At 66.5% G+C, this 16,471-nt stretch carries 12 protein-coding genes; 8 read left to right on the top strand and 4 right to left on the bottom strand.

Features of this window, described 5'->3' with window-relative positions:
• The first annotated feature begins 34 nt into the window (after window positions 1-34).
• Together MEBOL_RS22185 and MEBOL_RS22180 are read left to right on the top strand one after the other, a co-directional pair.
• A complete protein-coding gene (locus MEBOL_RS22185) occupies window positions 35-1,984 on the top strand; it encodes a metallophosphoesterase (RefSeq protein WP_095979322.1) in 1,950 nt (649 codons plus the stop codon).
• Window positions 1,985-2,032: 48 nt separating this feature from the next.
• The gene (locus MEBOL_RS22180; RefSeq protein WP_170115566.1) at window positions 2,033-3,064 is read left to right on the top strand and encodes an alpha/beta hydrolase family protein; all 1,032 of its coding nucleotides are present in this window, start codon (window positions 2,033-2,035) and stop codon (window positions 3,062-3,064) included.
• On the opposite strand, the gene MEBOL_RS22175 is transcribed toward MEBOL_RS22180, so the two are convergent.
• Window positions 3,065-3,859: a hypothetical protein gene (locus MEBOL_RS22175; protein WP_095979320.1), complete on the bottom strand. Its 795-nt coding sequence runs from the start codon at window positions 3,857-3,859 to the stop codon at window positions 3,065-3,067. It lies immediately after the preceding gene.
• Window positions 3,860-3,950: 91 nt separating this feature from the next.
• Here MEBOL_RS22175 and MEBOL_RS22170 point away from each other — a divergent pair, with 91 nt between their 5' ends.
• The gene (locus MEBOL_RS22170) at window positions 3,951-5,558 is read left to right on the top strand and encodes a carboxylesterase/lipase family protein (RefSeq protein ID WP_095979319.1); all 1,608 of its coding nucleotides are present in this window, start codon (window positions 3,951-3,953) and stop codon (window positions 5,556-5,558) included.
• Between the two features lie 6 nt (window positions 5,559-5,564).
• On the opposite strand, the gene MEBOL_RS22165 is transcribed toward MEBOL_RS22170, so the two are convergent.
• The gene (locus tag MEBOL_RS22165; protein ID WP_095979318.1) at window positions 5,565-5,906 is read right to left on the bottom strand and encodes a hydrogenase maturation nickel metallochaperone HypA/HybF; all 342 of its coding nucleotides are present in this window, start codon (window positions 5,904-5,906) and stop codon (window positions 5,565-5,567) included.
• A 197-nt stretch (window positions 5,907-6,103) separates the two neighbouring features.
• Between MEBOL_RS22165 and zwf the strand changes: the two genes are divergently transcribed.
• The 4 genes from zwf to MEBOL_RS41325 all read left to right on the top strand — a co-directional run bounded on the left by zwf (window position 6,104) and on the right by MEBOL_RS41325 (window position 11,565).
• On the top strand, window positions 6,104-7,648 hold the full coding sequence (zwf, locus tag MEBOL_RS22160; protein ID WP_095979317.1) for a glucose-6-phosphate dehydrogenase: 1,545 nt from the start codon (window positions 6,104-6,106) through the stop codon (window positions 7,646-7,648).
• A complete protein-coding gene (gene gndA / locus MEBOL_RS22155; RefSeq protein WP_095979316.1) occupies window positions 7,645-9,768 on the top strand; it encodes an NADP-dependent phosphogluconate dehydrogenase in 2,124 nt (707 codons plus the stop codon). Before zwf ends, gndA begins: the two co-directional genes overlap by 4 nt.
• Window positions 9,769-9,838: 70 nt before the next feature.
• Window positions 9,839-10,987 (top strand): AAA family ATPase, encoded by a 1,149-nt coding sequence (locus MEBOL_RS22150; RefSeq protein WP_095979315.1) that lies wholly within the window; start codon window positions 9,839-9,841, stop codon window positions 10,985-10,987.
• Window positions 10,984-11,565 (top strand): hypothetical protein, encoded by a 582-nt coding sequence (locus MEBOL_RS41325; protein ID WP_157775358.1) that lies wholly within the window; start codon window positions 10,984-10,986, stop codon window positions 11,563-11,565. Before MEBOL_RS22150 ends, MEBOL_RS41325 begins: the two co-directional genes overlap by 4 nt.
• Window positions 11,566-12,181: 616 nt before the next feature.
• Here the strand turns inward: MEBOL_RS41325 and MEBOL_RS22140 are convergent.
• Entirely contained in the window at window positions 12,182-13,291 is a 1,110-nt protein-coding gene (locus MEBOL_RS22140; RefSeq protein WP_245918733.1) for a choice-of-anchor A family protein, read from the bottom strand.
• 209 nt (window positions 13,292-13,500) lie between these two features.
• On the opposite strand from MEBOL_RS22140, the gene MEBOL_RS22135 reads away from it, so the two are divergent.
• Window positions 13,501-14,760, top strand: a complete 1,260-nt coding sequence (locus MEBOL_RS22135; protein WP_245918732.1) for a uracil-xanthine permease family protein — start codon at window positions 13,501-13,503, stop codon at window positions 14,758-14,760.
• Window positions 14,761-14,791: 31 nt separating this feature from the next.
• Here MEBOL_RS22135 and MEBOL_RS22130 read toward each other — a convergent pair whose 3' ends face one another.
• On the bottom strand, window positions 14,792-16,285 hold the full coding sequence (locus MEBOL_RS22130; protein ID WP_095979314.1) for a glycosyl hydrolase family 18 protein: 1,494 nt from the start codon (window positions 16,283-16,285) through the stop codon (window positions 14,792-14,794).
• Between the last annotated feature and the right edge of the window lie 186 nt (window positions 16,286-16,471).

The raw sequence follows: 16,471 nt of genomic DNA, 5'->3' as shown, positions 1-16,471 counted from the left end.
ATGAGGGGCTTGCCTACCCGTTGCAGGCCCCACGATGAACAAACCCAATCGATGGTTGTCTGTCTCCAGTTTGATGGGTGTCTTGCTCGTCACCGCGTGTGGTGGGCCTTCCGAGTCCTCGCCCGCTCCCTCGCCCGTTCCCCCGACTTCCGAGCAACCCCCCGTCTCCGGTGAGACGGACACCGCGCCCGCCCCCAGCCTCCCCGTGGAGGACGAGGCGGATGATGAGGTGGCGCCCCCCGCCGAGTCCGCCATCGTCGTGAACAACTGCCGCGTGTTGACGACGCGAGGTACGTCCGCCAGCGGAGATGATGGCGACGGCAGCGTGGCCGCCAATACCCAGGACGACAACATGAGCACGCGTTGGAGCGCGCTGGGCAAGGGGGTGTGGCTCACGCTCGACCTGGGCAGTGCCCAATCGCTCGCCGGCGCCGCCGTGGCCTGGCACCAGGGCACTACGCGCCAGAACCAGTTCACGCTCGCCACCTCCACGGATGGCACCACCTTCACCCAGGCCTACTCGGGCACGAGCGCCCTGACGGCCGCGGCCCAGACGTATCCCTTCTCCTCGGCGAGGACGGCGCGCTACGTGCGCATCACCGTCAATGGCAACACCGTCAATGACTGGGGCTCCATCGCCGAGGCGCGCGCCTGTGGCGAGGGAGGCACCACCACGCCCCCGCCCTCCTCGTCGGACTCGGGCCCGGCGCTGCCCCGCCAGCCGTACCTGCAGAGCGTGGGCACCACGAGCGCCATCGTGGCCTTCCGCACCAGCGCGTCCTGCTCGCCCCTGGTCCGCTTTGGCGAGGGCTCCGATGTGTCGCGCACGGCCACGGCCTCGGCGGCGGGCTGGCAGCACGCGGTGAAGCTGACGGGCCTGTCTCCGGGCCGCACGTACAGCTACGTGGTCGAGGCCTGCGGCTCCACCACGGGCGTGCGCACCTTCCAGAGCGCCTCCGGCCCCGACACCTCGCGCGTGCGCTTCACCGCCATGGGCGACTTCGGCACGGGCGGCTCGCTGCAGTCCAAGGTGCTCGCCCTGCTCGGCCAGTCCTCGCGCGCGGGTGAATTCCTGCTCACGCTCGGCGACAACGCCTACTCCTCCGGTACCGAGGCGGAGTTCCAGAGCAACATGTTCAAGCCCATGGCGGCCCTGCTGCGCAGCACCCCCCTGTACACCACGCCGGGCAACCACGAGTACCTCACGAAGAACGCCCAGCCCTACCTGGACAACTTCTACCTGCCCACCAACAACCCGGCGGGCACCGAGCGCTACTACTCCTTCGATTGGGGTCCGGTGCACTTCGTGTCGCTCGACTCCAATTGTCTGAGCTACCCGACGGCGGAGTGCACCAAGGCGCTGCAGCAGGAGTGGGTGAAGAAGGATCTGGCGGCCACCACCCGCCCCTGGAAGATCGTCTTCTTCCACCACCCGCTGTGGTCCAGCGGCGAGCACGGCTCGAGCACGTCCATGCGCAACGCGTTCGCCTCCATCTTCGAGCAGTACGGGGTGGACCTGGTGCTCACCGGGCATGACCATAACTACGAGCGCTCCAAGGCGATGAGCGGCAACGCGGTGGCGGCCTCGGGCACGCGCGGAATCCCCTACCTGGTGGTGGGCAGCGGAGGCGCCACGCTGCGGCCCTTCGGGACCTCGCAGCCGAGCTGGTCCGCCTTCCGCGACAACGCCAACGTGGGCTACCTCGATGTGACGGTGGACGGAGGCACGCTGACGGCGAAGTTCATCAGCTCCAGCAACTCCGTGCGCGACAGCCTCACGCTCACCAAGACGGTGCCCAGCGCCCAGGTGATTCCCCAGGCGCTCGTGGCGCGGCCGGACTCGGACACGCCTCCGGGCCCCGTGTACGACCCCACCCGCGCGCCCGACTTCCTCCGGCCCACCGTCGTGCCGCCCGCGGACACGCTGGAGTCGGTGGCGGACGCGCCCGAGCCCGCGCAAGGCTTCGCCCACGACGTGCCCTGACGCGCTCGCCGATTGGCAGGCCGTCCGAAGACGGAGAGGATGCGGCCCATGAACCGCATGCACTGGCTGGACGCGCTGTCCGCGAAACTCGTGGCGGCGCGCCGGCCCCGCTTCTTCGAGGACGGATGGGGCTCGTCCGCGCTCCTGGAGAAGCTCACCCGGGCGCCCCACGGCTTCGCCTTCCCCGAGCTGCACGACGTGGCGATGAGCCCGCCACGGCGCGAGGGGCACCTGCTCGTCCAGGAGGGGCGCTTCCCCAGCCCCGCGGCGGTGGGCTCACTGCCCGAGGCGTGCCAGCAGGCGCGCTTCCAACTGCTGCTGCCCCATGCCGCGGGCCCCCTGCCCCCGGTGTGCGTCTTCCTGGCGTCCTCGGGGGACGAGGGCTTCGGCCTGCGGCGCTTCATCGCCGGGAAGCTGGCCCGCTCGGGCGTGGGCGCGCTGCTGCTGGAGAATCCCTACTACGGCGCGCGCCGTCCGCCCGGGCAGGTGGGTCCCGCGGTGCGCTCCGTGGTGGATCTGATGCTCATGTTCCGCGCCACGGCGGTGGAGGCGACGGCGCTGCTCGGCTGGCTGCTCGCGCGGGGACACCCCAAGGTGGGCATCTCCGGCTACAGCATGGGCGGCAGCGTCGCCGCCTACGCCGCCGCGATGTTTCCCCTGCCCGTGGCCGTCATCCCGCTGGCCGTGGCCGACTCCGCGTCCCCCGTCTTCACCGAGGGGGTGTTGTCCGCCGTGCCGGATTGGGAGGCCCTGGGCCGTCCCCTCGGGAGCCCCGGGGCGGCACGCCAGCGGCTGGCCGAGGTGCTCTCCGCGGTGTCCACCACCGCGCTGCCGCCCCTGTCCCAGCCCCGCCGCGCCATCCTCATGGCCGCGCGCCAGGACGGCTTCGTCCCCGCGTCCTCCACCCTGCGCCTGCTCAAGCACTGGCGGGGCGCGGAGCTGCGCTACCTGTCCGGGGGACACCTGAGCGCCTTCGTCACCGGCCGGGACTTCATCGTCCGCACCATCATCGAGGCCTTCTCCCGGATCGAACCCCTTCAAATCCCCTCGGAGGAGGAGCCCCCGCCGGGCCCGGGGTGATCACCCGCCCCGGCTCCGCCGGCCCCCTTGCTGGCCCTGGCCCTGGCCCTGCTGCCACTCACGGGGGCGGCCCCGCTGCCACTCCTCGCGCCGCATCTCGTCGTATTGGGTCCGCTGCGACTCGTCGAGGAGCGCCTTCACCTCGGTGTCCGTCTGCTCGCGCAGCTGGCGCATCTCCTGCCGCACGTCCCGGAAGGACTTGTCTCCGGCCTGCATCGAGTCGAAGAGCGCCTGCCGCTTGGCGTTCTCGTCGTCCAGGCGGCGCGTCACGTCCCGCTCCTGGCTGGAGCTCAACCGCGCATCGGAAGCGAAGCGGCGCAGGCGCTCGGTCCGCTGCGCCTGCAGCTGCGTCTGATCCTGCAGGACGCGCTGCTGCCGCTGCTCGCGCTGCTCGGTGCGCATCTCGTCCTGCACCGAGACCAGCATCTCCTTGAAGTACTGCCGCCCGCCCTCGGAGTGCAGCGTCTGGCCCGTGCTCAGGCCTCGCACCTCCGCGCGCAGCTGCTCCACCTCCGAGGCCAGCGCCGCCGGAGCGGCCGCGCCTCCCGCGGCGCCACCCGGGCGCTGTTCGAGCAACATCATCCGCCTGGACAGGCTCAGCGCGTTGTCCTCGAGCATTTTGATGCGCCCTTCCAGCTCATCCACCAGGTCCTCCAGCTCCGGCGACACGGCCGCCTGGGCGGGCGGGGAGGGAGGCGGGGACTGTACCGCGGGCTCCCCGCTGGGGCCCCAGAGGGCCACACCGAGCGCCAGGAGGGAAACACCAAGGGAAGCAGGGCCAAGAAACCGGTTCATAGTTCCTTCCAGACGGGCGAGCGCGTCCCGTATTCGACGCGCCCGCATACCCGCCCCAACAACCGGACGTCCAATAAGTTAAAGGGCGACCATGCGACTGTCCGTCCTGGCGACCCTGACCCTTCCCCTGCTGCTGACCCACTGCGCCCACACGGGGCCCACCCCGGCCAGGGGATCCGCCCCCGTGGTCTCCACTTCGGCGGGCCCCGTCCAGGGCCTCGCGTACGAGGACGGCAGTGTCGCCTTCCTCGGCATCCCCTACGCCGCGCCCCCCACTGGCGCCCGCCGCTGGCGCGCCCCGGAGCCCGCCGAGCCCTGGAGCGCGCCCCGCGACGCCACCCACTTCGGCGCCATGTGCCCCCAGGTGGACTTCCAGGACAACGAGCCGCTGGAGGACACGAGCGAGGACTGCTTGTCCCTCAACGTGTGGACGCCCTCGCTCCAGCCCCAGGCTCCCCTGCCGGTCATGGTCTACATCCACGGCGGTGGCTTCACCATGGGCGCCTCCAGCCAGGAGCTGTATGACGGCTACGCACTGGCCCAGGCGGGCGTGGTGGTGGTGAGCATGAACTACCGGCTCGGCGCGCTGGGCTTCCTCGGGCACCCCGCGCTCAGCGCCGAGACGTCCACCCAGAGCTCGGGCAACTACGGCCTCATGGATCAGCGGCTCGCGCTCGAGTGGGTGCGTGACAACGCCGCCCGCTTCGGAGGGGATGCCTCCAACGTCACCCTCTTCGGCGAATCCGCGGGCGCCATCTCCGGCTGCCTGCAGATGCTCTCACCGGCCGCCAAGGGCCTCTTCCACCGGCTCATCGCCGAGAGCGGCACCTGCTACCTGGGCTCCACGCCCCTGCATGACCCGGGCACGCCCGACAGGGAGGACAGCGCCGAGGAGCGCGGCATCCGCTTCGCCCGGGAAGCCGGCTGCACCGAGGGGGACATCGCCGCGTGCCTGCGCACCCGGACACCCGAGCAGCTCCTCGCCGTGAGTGGCGTCGCGCTCGATCTGCTCCGGCCCCACGTGGCCTTCGTTCCGGTGGTGGATGGCGCGGTGATTCCCCAGGCGCCCGCCCAGCTCCTCGCCGAGGGCCAGTACCACCGGGTGCCGGTGCTGCTCGGCAGCAACAGGGACGAGGGCACCCTCTTCACGCTCCGGGCGAAGATCAAGAACCCGGAGCAGTACGAGCAGGCGGTGCGCACGCGCGTGCCCGAGCATGCCGAGGCGCTGCTGCGGCTCTATCCGCTGGAGGACTTCGCCTCGCCGAAGGCGGCGTTCAACCAGCTCCTGGGCGACGCCATCTTCGGATGCCCGGCCCGCCGCCTCGCGCGGGTGCTGAGCGAGCAGGGCCAATCCGTGCACGCCTATGCCTTCACCTACGCGCCCAAGAACGCGTTTGGCAGTTTCTTCGGCCGGTTCCTCGGGCTGGGCTCGTACCACTCCGCCGAGCTGCCCTTCGTCTTCGGCCTGTACAAGGGCCGCTTCGCCCTGGACTCCGACGCGGAGCGGGCGCTGTCCTCGAGCATCATCGGCTACTGGACGCGCTTCGCCACGAAGGGAGACCCCAACGGCACGGGCGCCACGCCATGGCCCGCCTATACTCCGGGGGAGCAGCCCGCGCTCGTGCTCGACACGACGATCGAGACCGGTCCGCATCTGGACGCGAAACGCTGCGACGGACTGCACGCGCTCGGGTTGTGAGCCCGCCTAATAGACCTCGACGGAGGTGACGGACAGCCCCGTCTGTCCAAGCTGCTCTCCATTGCCGCTGCCACAGACCGGGCAGCGCAACAAGGAATGCACGGGCGCGTAGGTGCGGCCACACGCGCGGCACCGCGCCTCCACATGGATGAGATTGAGCGCGAGCCGGGCCCCTTCCGCCCGGGTGCCCCGCGCCTGGGCCGCGAAGTGCGACGACAGGCGCTCGGGACACACCGAGTCCGTCTCCGCCACCCATCCACGCACCACCCGGATGCGAGAACCCGTCCAATACCCGCCACGCTCGAGAATGGTCTGCAGCACCCGCTGAGCCAGCACGGCTTCGGACATGTCGAACTCCGACCGGAGGAGACCCTCTTCTCCAGGATGGACCACACGTCATCCGGCGAACGATTGCGCATCCCGCATACCACAGTGCGCGATGACATGGTTCTGGCGCCTCGGGCCTCCCCCGCGTTATGGCCGCGACGGCGCGGGGACGAGCGCATCTATTCCCCCACCCCACATCCGCCGTCCAGGAGGGCGACATGGAAGACAAGGGACTGCAAATCGAGACCCAACTCCGAGAGGGAGAGCCGCTGCTGCGCGCGGGCAGACCCGACCCCTGCATCATGGTCCTCTTCGGCGCCACGGGGGACCTGGCGCAGCGCAAACTCTTTCCGGCGCTCTTCGAGCTGGCCCGCCAGGGCTCGCTGCCCGACCAGTTCGCCATCGTCGCCTTCAGCCGCTCCAAGCACAACGTGGAGAAGTTGCGCGCCCAAGTGAAAGAAGGACTGGAGAAATATGCTCGTACCAAACCTCTGGACGAGTCCGTCTGGCAGAAGCTGTCCTCCCGGCTGGAAATGCTGTCGGGCGCCTATGACGACCCCGAGTCCTTCAAGCGGCTGAGCGATCACCTGGATGACATGGCGAAGCGCTATGGAACCCAGGGCAACCAGCTCTATTATCTGGCGACGCCCGCCTCCACGTTCCCCTCGCTGCTCGATGGGCTCGCGGGCGCCGGGCTGCTCTACCGCGAGAGCGCCAACGAGAAGAAGCCCTGGCGCCGGCTCGTGGTGGAGAAGCCCTTCGGCCGGGATTTGAAGACCGCCAAGGAGCTCAACCGCGCCCTGGCCTCGGTCCTGGACGAGAAGCAGATCTTCCGCATCGACCACTACCTGGGCAAGGAGACGGTGCAGAACATCCTCGTCTTCCGCTTCGCCAACGCCATCTTCGAACCGCTGTGGAACCGCCAGCACATCGACCACGTGGAAATCACCGCGGCGGAGAAGGTGGGCGTGGAGGGACGCGGACGCTTCTATGACGAGACGGGCGTCATCCGGGACATGGTGCAGAACCACCTGTTGCAGGTGCTCGCCATGTGCGCCATGGAGCCGCCCATCTCCTTCGCGGCGGAGGACATCCGCGACGAGAAGAACAAGGTGTTCCGCGCGCTGCGTCCCCTGGAGGGCGACGAGGTGTTCAGCTCCGTGGTGCAGGGGCAATACCAGGGCTACCGGGACGAGGAGGGCGTGGCGAAGGACTCGCGGGTGCCCACCTACGTGGCGCTCAAGACATACATCGACACGTGGCGCTGGCAAGGCGTGCCCTTCTACGTGCGCGCGGGCAAGAACATGGGCAAGCGCGTGACGCAGGTGTCCATCCACTTCAAGGCCGTGCCGCACTGCCTCTTCAACACCAGCGACACCTGCCAGCGCTTGCAGCCCAACGTCCTCACGCTGCGCATCCAGCCGCGCGAGGGCATCGCGTTGAGCTTCGAATCCAAGGTGCCCGGCGAGGACATCAACATCGCGGGCGTCACCATGGACTTCGACTACGCCAAGAGCTTCGACAAGCCGGTGCCCGAGGCCTACGAGCGGTTGATGCTCGATGCCATGCGCGGCAATCCCACGCTCTTCGCCCGTCAGGACAGCGTGGAGCAGGCGTGGGCATGGGTGACGCCCATCATCGAGGCGCTTGACTCGGGCCAGGGAGGCGACCTGCCCACGTACGCGCCCGGGAGCGAGGGCCCGGAGGCCGCCAAGGACTTGCTGTCGCGTGACGGCCGGCGCTGGATGGAGCTGAAGGGATGAGCGCCACGCCACGGGTGATGAACAAGGAGGCGCTGGGCCCCGAGGGTGCCAGGTGGGTGGCGGACGCCCTGCGCGAGGCCATGGCGGGAGGTCAGCGCGTCAGCCTCGCCCTCTCGGGTGGGAGCACGACGGGCCAGGTGTACCGGGAGTTGGTGAAGCAGGACGTGCCGTGGGCGCTGGTGGACTTCTACTTCGTGGACGAGCGCTTCGTGCCGCCCGACCACCCGGACAGCAACTACCTGCTGGCGGAGCAGACGCTCCTCAAGCCCCTGGGCATCCAACCCCACCAGGTCTTCCGGATGCAGGGCGAGCGCGCGGACCGCGACCAGGCGGCGCGCGACTACGAGGCGCTGTTGCCCGAGGTGCTGGACGTGGTGGTGATGGGCATGGGCGAGGACGGCCACACGGCGTCGCTCTTCCCGGGCCACGCCGCGCTCGAGGAGCGGCAGCGGCGGGTGCTGGCGGTGGTGGGCCCCAAGCCGCCCCCGTGGCGGATGACGCTGACGCTGCCGGTGCTCCAGTCGGCCCGGAAGGTGCTGGGCCTGGTCAACGGCGCGGGCAAGCGGGACATCGTGGCGCGGTTTCGCGCGGGAGAGGATTTCCCCGCGGCCCGGGTCACCCAGGCGCAGTGGATGATGGACACGGCCGCGGCTGGCCAGGACGACGTCAAGGGAGGAGGTGCCATGAGCACGGCGCGGAGCAGTGGGGAGCTGGCGCAGTTCGGCGTACTGGGCATGGGGGTGATGGGGCAGAGCCTCGCGCTCAACGTGGCGGACCGGGGCTTCCGGGTCTCCGTCTGGGACATCGAGCCCAAGCGCTTCGACGACGTGCGCGCGAAGGGCGCCCCCGCGAGCCTCCAGGGCCACGCCGCGCTGGAGGACTTCGTGGCCTCGCTGGAGCGCCCGCGCCGCATCCTGATGATGGTGACGGCGGGAGCGCCCGTGGACTCGGTGATGGGGCGGCTCGAGCCCCTGCTCCAGCCCGGGGACATCGTGCTCGATGGCGGCAACTCCTGGTTCCAGGACACCCGGCGGCGCGAGGCGGCGTGGACGCAGAAGGGACTGCACTTCCTGGGCGTGGGCGTGTCGGGCGGAGAAGAAGGCGCGCGCCACGGTCCGTCCCTCATGCCCGGCGGCCCCGCCGAGGCCTACGCGCTGGTGCGGCCGGTGCTCGAGGCCATCGCCGCCCGGAGCGAGGGCTCGCCCTGCGTCACCCACGTGGGCCCGGATGGCGCGGGCCACTTCGTGAAGATGGTGCACAACGGCATCGAGTACGCGGACATGCAGCTGCTCGCGGAGACGTATGACTTGCTGCGCCGTGGACTCGGGCTGTCGACGGACGCGCTCGCGGACCTCTTCACCCAGTGGAACCAGGGCATCGCCGAGTCCTTCCTGCTGGAGACCACCCTCCAGGTGTTGCGCAAGAAGGACCCGGAGACGGGCAAGCCGCTGGTGGAGCAGGTGCTCGACAAGGCGGGACAGAAGGGCACGGGCAAGTGGACGGTGCAGGTGGCGCTCGACCTGGGCGTGTCCGTGCCGTCCATCGCCGGAGCCCTGGACGCGCGCAACCTGTCCTCGCTCAAGGACGAGCGCGTGGCGGCCAGCCGCGTCCTCCCCGGGCCCACGGGAGAGTCGCTGTCCGCGGACGAGCGGGCGAACCTGGCGGCGTGGGTGCATGACGCGCTGTACGCGGCCCGGGTGGCCACGTACGCCCAGGGCCTGCGGCTCATCCAGGCCGCGTCGCGCGAGTACAAGTGGAACGTGTCGCTCGCGGAGATGGCGCGCATCTGGCGGGCCGGCTGCATCATCCGCGCGAAACTGCTCACCCCGCTGCGCGAGGCCTTCACCCAGCAGCCGGAGCTGAGCAACCTGATGCTCGCGGACAACGTGGCCCCGGTGCTGGAGAAGATGGCGCCCGCGTGGCGCAAGACGGTGGGAGTGGCCACGCGGCTGGGCATCCCCACCCCCGTGTTCAGCGCCAGCCTCGCCTACTTCGACAGCTACCGCAGCGCCGAGCTGCCGCAGAACCTCACCCAGGCCCAGCGCGATGCCTTCGGCGCCCACACCTACCAGCGCCGGGACCGGCCCGACGCCGGCTTCGTCCACTCCGACTGGAGCTGACGTCTGGACACCCGGCAAGCACCGATGCGGGCATGAACCTATTTTAACTTCTGTCTAAGAAAAAAAACCAATGCCCCTTACACCTGAAATTCAAGAGAAGTTGCACATAGCGTTCCGTCCTCATGCACCCATAGACAATCCTGATGATTTCCAAGGCAGAGAAGTTGAACGTGAGCGCGTCGAAAGCGCGATTGTCGCACCAGGCCTTCATGTCGTCATTTTTGGCGAACGAGGGGCAGGAAAAACATCTCTTGCCAATGTGGCAACCTCCAAAAAAAACCCGATCAAGGTCTTTTGCGAGAAAAGCTTCTCATTTACCGCCCTTTGCAGGTCGGTTCTTCTGAAGTTCGCAGAAAAAGATCCCAACCGCTTTATATTTGACGCCAAAACTCAAAACATCAGAGCTGGAGGTATAAATCTCGATCTAAGCGCATCAAACTTCTCGGCAGACGATTTCCGAGCACTGCTTCCCGTAGGTCCCATCTTGATCGTCGTCGATGAAATCGACAGAATTCAAGATCAAGACACCATTTCCAGACTAGCCGAACTCTGCAAGAACCTCTCCACAAACAGACCAGACGTCAAACTCGTACTCATCGGGGTTGCTGAGACAGCAGACGAAATCCTTCGGGGACACACCTCAAACGTCAGAAATTTTCGACAAATAGCCTTGGAACGAATGTCCGAGAGCGAATTGTCAAAAATCATTGCACATGGAGAACTCGTCCTAGGCCTACAATTCGACGGCATCGTAAAAAAGCGCCTTGTCGAAGTTTCGGACAAGCTTCCATACTACGTCCATCTAATCGCCGTCAGCACTGCCGAGCAGGCGCTCAAACGAGGGTCCCAACGAGTGGAAGTAGCTGACTTTGAACTCGGAATCAAAATAGCGGCCCGAGATTGTGATGCCGAACTCAGCTCGACCTACGAAGCAGCAATCCCATCTGTCAGAGAATCAGAAATATACAGGAGAATTGTTTGGGCAGTATCGGAAGGCAACGCACGCGTCTCGCCGACAGCAGCAATAACTCAAAAGGTCAACTTGATTGCGTCAAAAGAAAACGATGAACCCGTGACGACGCAAGCCGTAGGCGCGGCACTGAAGAAATTAATTACCGCAGACAGGAGAGCGATCTTAACCAAAGAACAGAATGGCCTCTATCGTTTCAGCAATCCGCTAATGCGGGGTTACGTCCGCCTTATTCGTGAAACTCGATGACACACTCCGATCTACATCAAGATTTATTAGAAGTACTAAGGAACTACTGGCGGATCAGGAACGTTATTGAGTTCGTCAGAATATCCGAGCTTGGTCAGGCTGACGTTCTAATCGAATACCGGGGAGTAGATCCAGTCGATGGAGTTCCCCCTTTTATAGCCAACGAATCTTTTAAGCTTGCAATCAAGGCAATGCATGCACACGCAACTCAGCGGATGAGCAGCGACTATTTATTGCTCTTAATTTCAAAATACGAACACTTCCTATCATCAAAACTCAAGTCAATCGGCCAGCCAGGAGAAGGGACGTTAGGCCAGCTGCAAAAAGCCACAGAAAAAAAATTCAACGTACCTAACAATTCAATAAAACTAGCGAGCGAGGTCCGTGAACGTCGGAATTGCCTCATACATCGCAATGGACAAGCAGATCAAAAATACATAAACGCCGCAGCAGACGCAGCCCTCCTGAGTAATGGCCACATCCACACCGTCGCACTCAACTCCCCTATATCGCCAGGTCCTGAGTACTTGAGCTTTGCAGCAGATGTACTCTTTCAATACTCTAAAGCAATGCCATAGCCACGTGCCACCAAGGTGCGCGTCGTCGAAGGGTTGGCATATTGGTACAGCGTCCCGGGTCGCCCGCTCAAAGTGGTGGTGGTTGAACGCCGCCCAGGAAGTCGGCCGATGTCAGTGTTCCACTCCACCGTCACCACAGAGACGGCCGAGGAGGTCTTGCGGGGATACGCCGGACGATGGTCCATCGAGGAAGCCTTCCATTGAGGAAAGAGCCATCTGGAGTTCAAAGAGCCGCAAGGCTGGAGCCGCTTGCCGCGCGGAGAACCGCTCCCATGGCCATACAGCCAGACCGTGCTGCGGTGCGCCAGGGAAGGGCACACCCACTATGAGCCCCCTTCCGCCCCTGGTATCGCCAGAAAGTGAGCCCTTCCTTCGCCGACGCTCACCACCTTGCGCTACTCCTGTCTGCGCTCAGCACATTCTGAGACCCCGTGCAACAAGCAGGGCCAACAAAAACCGCTCCTGCTCCTCCCCAGCGCTTTGCAACCGGCGGATTGAACCTCTCCAGAAAGTGCGAAACTCGCACTAATAGAAAAACCCCGGAGCGCCGCATGGGCCTCCGGGGTTTTTCATTCCGGGGCCCCGCGCGCACACGCGGGGCCGGCGGGGACGCGGCTCAGTCGCCGCTGATCAGGGTGCAGTACTGGAAGTCCTCGAGCGGGTTGACGTGGCCCTCGGCGGTGCCCGTCAGCGAGCGGGCGTAGATGCCGCCATCCCAGCTGCCGTTGTTGAAGGTCATGTCCGCGTGGGGCGCGAGGATGGTGCCCCAGAAGCCGTAGCTGGTGGCCTCGATCTTCGTGGTGTCGACGAAGTTGAAGAGGACGCCCTTCTGGTTGATGCCACCGCTGAACGACTGGCCGAAGTTGGCGAACCTGGCGTACGCGCCCCGGATGTTGATGACGACGCGGGAGTTGGCCGGCGCGTTGATGGAGAAGTAGTTCGTCCGGCCGAAGACGCTGGCGTCCACGTTGAACGTGTTCACCCCCGCGTTGTGACCCTCCAGGAACAGACCGCCCCACGGCTCGATGCGGGTGGTGCCCGTCGGGTTCGGGGCGCTCGCCAGACGCGCGGACACCTGCTCGAGCTGGGCGAAGCGCGCGGCGAAGTCGATGGGCGTTCCCTGGGACAGGGTGCCGCGGTGCACCGTCACGTTCTGGCCCGCGGTGGTGTAGCCACCGTAGTAGGCGTTGCCGTAGATGGAGCCGCCGTTGACGAAGAGGTTGCCGCCAGCGACCAGCACGTTGCTCGTGTTGTCCTGCGCGAGGCTGCCACCCACGGCGAAGTACGTCATCGAGATGTCGCCGCCGGCCGCCACCTTGCCCTGCACGTCATGGCCCTGGGTGTAGTTGCCCAGCACGAAGAGGTTGTACTCATCCAGGTCCACCTGGACGCAGGGGCTGGGAGGAGGAGGCGGCGGGTCTCCATCGCCACCGTCACCCGGGTTCGGGTTCTCGCCGTCATCCCCACCGCCCCACCACGGCGGCGGGCCGTCGCCCCACCACGGGGCCTCGCCGTCATCCGCGGGAGGCTCCTCCCCTTCGTCCGTCGTCGGCGTCTCCTCGGTCGGCGTCTCCTCGGTCGGCGTCTGCTCCTCGTCGCTCAAGGTGGTGTAGCGCGCGAGCTCCACTCCTTCCTGGACGTTTCCGGCCTCCGTCTCCGGAACTCCACCGCATGCGGACGCGGCGACACCGAGAAGCACCCACCATCCAAGGGACTGATTCCTCACGAGATTCCTCCTTGCGAAGTGACCATCGCGGACGAAGCACCCGACAGCGGTCCGAACACCGGAACACCCGGAAACCCCGCGCTCACGACCTGAGCGACGGTTGGAGTTCTAACGGATTAATCCGGGAAACGCATCAAGAAAATGAAGTGCCGCCGCAATTTTCCAGCAGGACCGAGGTATCGCCCCCTGGGCGGGAGTGCGCTAAGGCCATGACCATGCCCCCCCTGCCATTTCGCAAGAAGGCCGTCCTGGGCCTGCAGCACACCATCGCCATGTTCGGAGCCACCGTGCTGGTGCCCTTGCTCACCGGGCTGAATCCGAGCGTGGCCCTGTTTGGCGCGGGCCTGGGCACCCTGCTCTTCCATGTCCTCACCGGACTGGGCGTGCCCATCTTCCTGGGCAGCAGCTTCGCCTTCATCGCGCCCATCGTCGCGGTGCTCCAGTCCGAGGGCCCCGCCGCCGTGGGGGGAGGCCTCATCGCCGCGGGCGCCATGTACATCGTCTTCTCCGCCGCGGTGAAGGCCGTGGGCGTGGCGCGCGTGCAGCGGGTGTTTCCGCCCATCGTCACCGGGCCCGTCATCATCGTCATCGGGCTGAGCCTCGCGGACGTCGCCGTCAACCAGGCCCAGAGTCACTGGGGGCTCGCGCTCGTCACCCTGCTGGCCGCCATCCTCACCAGTGTGCTCGCCCGCGGCCTCTTCAAGATGATCCCCATCCTCATCGCCGTGCTGGTGGGTTATGGGGCCGCCCTGGCCCTGGGAGCCGTGGAACCCGCGAAGCTCGACGCCATCCGCGCCGCCTCCTGGGTGGGCCTGCCGCCCTTCCACGCGCCGCGCTTCTCCTGGACGGCCATCTTCGTGCTCGCCCCGGTGGCGCTCGTCACCTTCATCGAGCACGTGGGCGACGTCATCGTGAACGGCCGCGTGGTGGGCAAGAACTTCCTGGAGAGCCCCGGGCTGCCGCGCACGCTCTTCGCCGATGGCATCGCCAACATGGCATCCGCCGCGCTCGGCGGGCCCGCCGCCACCACCTACGCGGAGAACACGGGCGTGCTCGCCGTCACGCGCGTCTATGACCCGGCCGTGCTGCGCATCGCCGCGGGCTTCGCCATGCTCTTCGGCCTGTCGCCCAAGCTCGCCGCCGTGTTCCAGAGCTTCCCCTCGGGCGTACTGGGCGGGGTGAGCATCCTGCTCTTCGGGATGATCGCCTCGGTGGGCATCCGCACGCTGTCCGAGGCGCGCATCGACTTCGCCCACAGCCGCAATCTCATCGTGGTGAGCCTCATCCTCGTGCTCGGCCTGGGCGGCGCCAAGGTGCCGGTGGCCGTGGGAGGATTCCACCTGGAGCTGCACGGCATGGCCCTGGCCGCGCTCGTGGGAATCCTCGCCAACGCGCTCCTGCCCGCCTCGCTCGACCGCGAGGAGCACGACGCGCACGCCACACCGGAGAACGAGACGGCCTCCCGCTGAGCCGTCCCCTTCTCCGGCGGCGCGGTGCTTCCTAGCGCAGCGAGCCGTCGATGGCGCGAAGCAGGGACTGATCGCTCGAGGTGCTCAGGTCCCCGGCCAGCTCCCAGATCATGATCCCGCCGTACTGCTTCGCCAGGGTCGCCTTCGAGCGCATCGTCGCGAGCCCATTGTAGGAATACTGGGCTCCGTTGGCGCTGATCCAATCCGCGTTCGCGGCGCTCGGGAACTTCGCCAGGATGTCTTTATAGAGCACGTACGAGCTGCTCTGGCCATTCCCGCAGTTGCCCCAGCAGTACCCGTAGAAGGGCACGCCGAGCACGATCCTGTCCCGCGCCACGCCCTTGTTCACGTAGTAGGACAGCGCGGTCACCGCCTGCTGATAGCTCGAGTGCTCGCCCGCGCCCGTCCAGGTGCCCGCGTTGTCGTAGGACATGATGGTGATGAAGTCGAACGAGCGCAGCGTCGTGTCCGACATTCCATACTGCATCCACTGCGAGACGGCGGCCGTCACGGGAAAGCCGCGCGGCCGGGCCTTCGCGATCAACTTCGCGATGAACGTGTCGTAGACGGCGCCCATGCGATCCGGCGCCTCCACGTCCACGTCGATTCCATCCATGTTGTTCGAGACCACGAAGTCGATGATGTGGTCCACGAAGGCATCGACCTTGCCGGGCTGATAGAAGGGCGTGATCTGTCCGTCTCCACCGCCACCACAGAGCGAGGGGAACACCTTCACGCCCTTGGCGTGCGCGGCGTTCACGAACGTCGCGAGGTCGCTGCTCGGCGCCAGCTGGAGGCGCCCGTTCGCGTCACCCAGGGCGAACGCGAGGTTCACGTGCGTGAGCTTGCTGAAGTCCACCCGGCCGACCCAGCTCGCGTAGGAGCCGTACCAGTTGGGCAGATAGCCCACGACGCGCGTCTGCGGCGGCGTCGTCGGCGGGGGCGTCGTGCCTCCGGACAAGCCAGAGATCGTCAACCGCTCCCAATCACCGAACGCGCCGCCATACGCGAACACCGTGCCACCGCCGCCGTTCTCCGCGGATACCCAATTGCCAGTCGTCACCGTCTGCAAGCCCACGACGTCGCCATTGGCGATCACGCCGCTCCCGCTCTGCTTGACGATGCGGAACGTCTCCCAGCCCTGACGGTTCCAACTGGCGGCGTTCAGCGAGGAGCCACCACCATTCGCGGCCTGGAAGTACTGCCCAGTGCCCGCGGTGATGAAGATCGAGTCCCCGCTCTCGAGGGCTCCACCGTTGATGTCATCGATCGTGAACTTTTCCCACGCTTGCGCGCTCGTCGCCGTCGCGATGACCGCGCCGCCTCCGTTGTTCTGAGCCCCCACGTACCGGCCGCCGAGCACCGTCTTGAAGCTCACGCCGGAGATGAGCAACGGACTCGAGGCAGCCGCTGTCGCGTCCCCCTGCTCATCGGACGAACCGCTCGCCGGGGAGCACGCGCTCGTGAGGAACAACGTCGCGCACGCGGTACGAAGGAAGAGGCTTGAGCGTTTAGAATGGAGCATGAATCCCGCCTTGATCGGACGAACTCGCCAAGTCGATAGGGTCATGGGAGTTGGATTTTACTGTTTTACAGCTTTATACCTTCTCCCTACTTTTCATGGCATGTCAAGGATTAAGGCTGGCACCTGGAAATCGCGGGAAAATCATTTTTTAATTTTTCGCGGGATGATGCCTCCTGGGGCCGCTCA

The sequence above is a fragment of the Melittangium boletus DSM 14713 genome (assembly GCF_002305855.1).
In the GTDB taxonomy this organism is placed as follows: Bacteria; Myxococcota; Myxococcia; order Myxococcales; family Myxococcaceae; genus Cystobacter; species Cystobacter boletus.
This window is presented reverse-complemented; position numbering and strand designations above follow the sequence as displayed.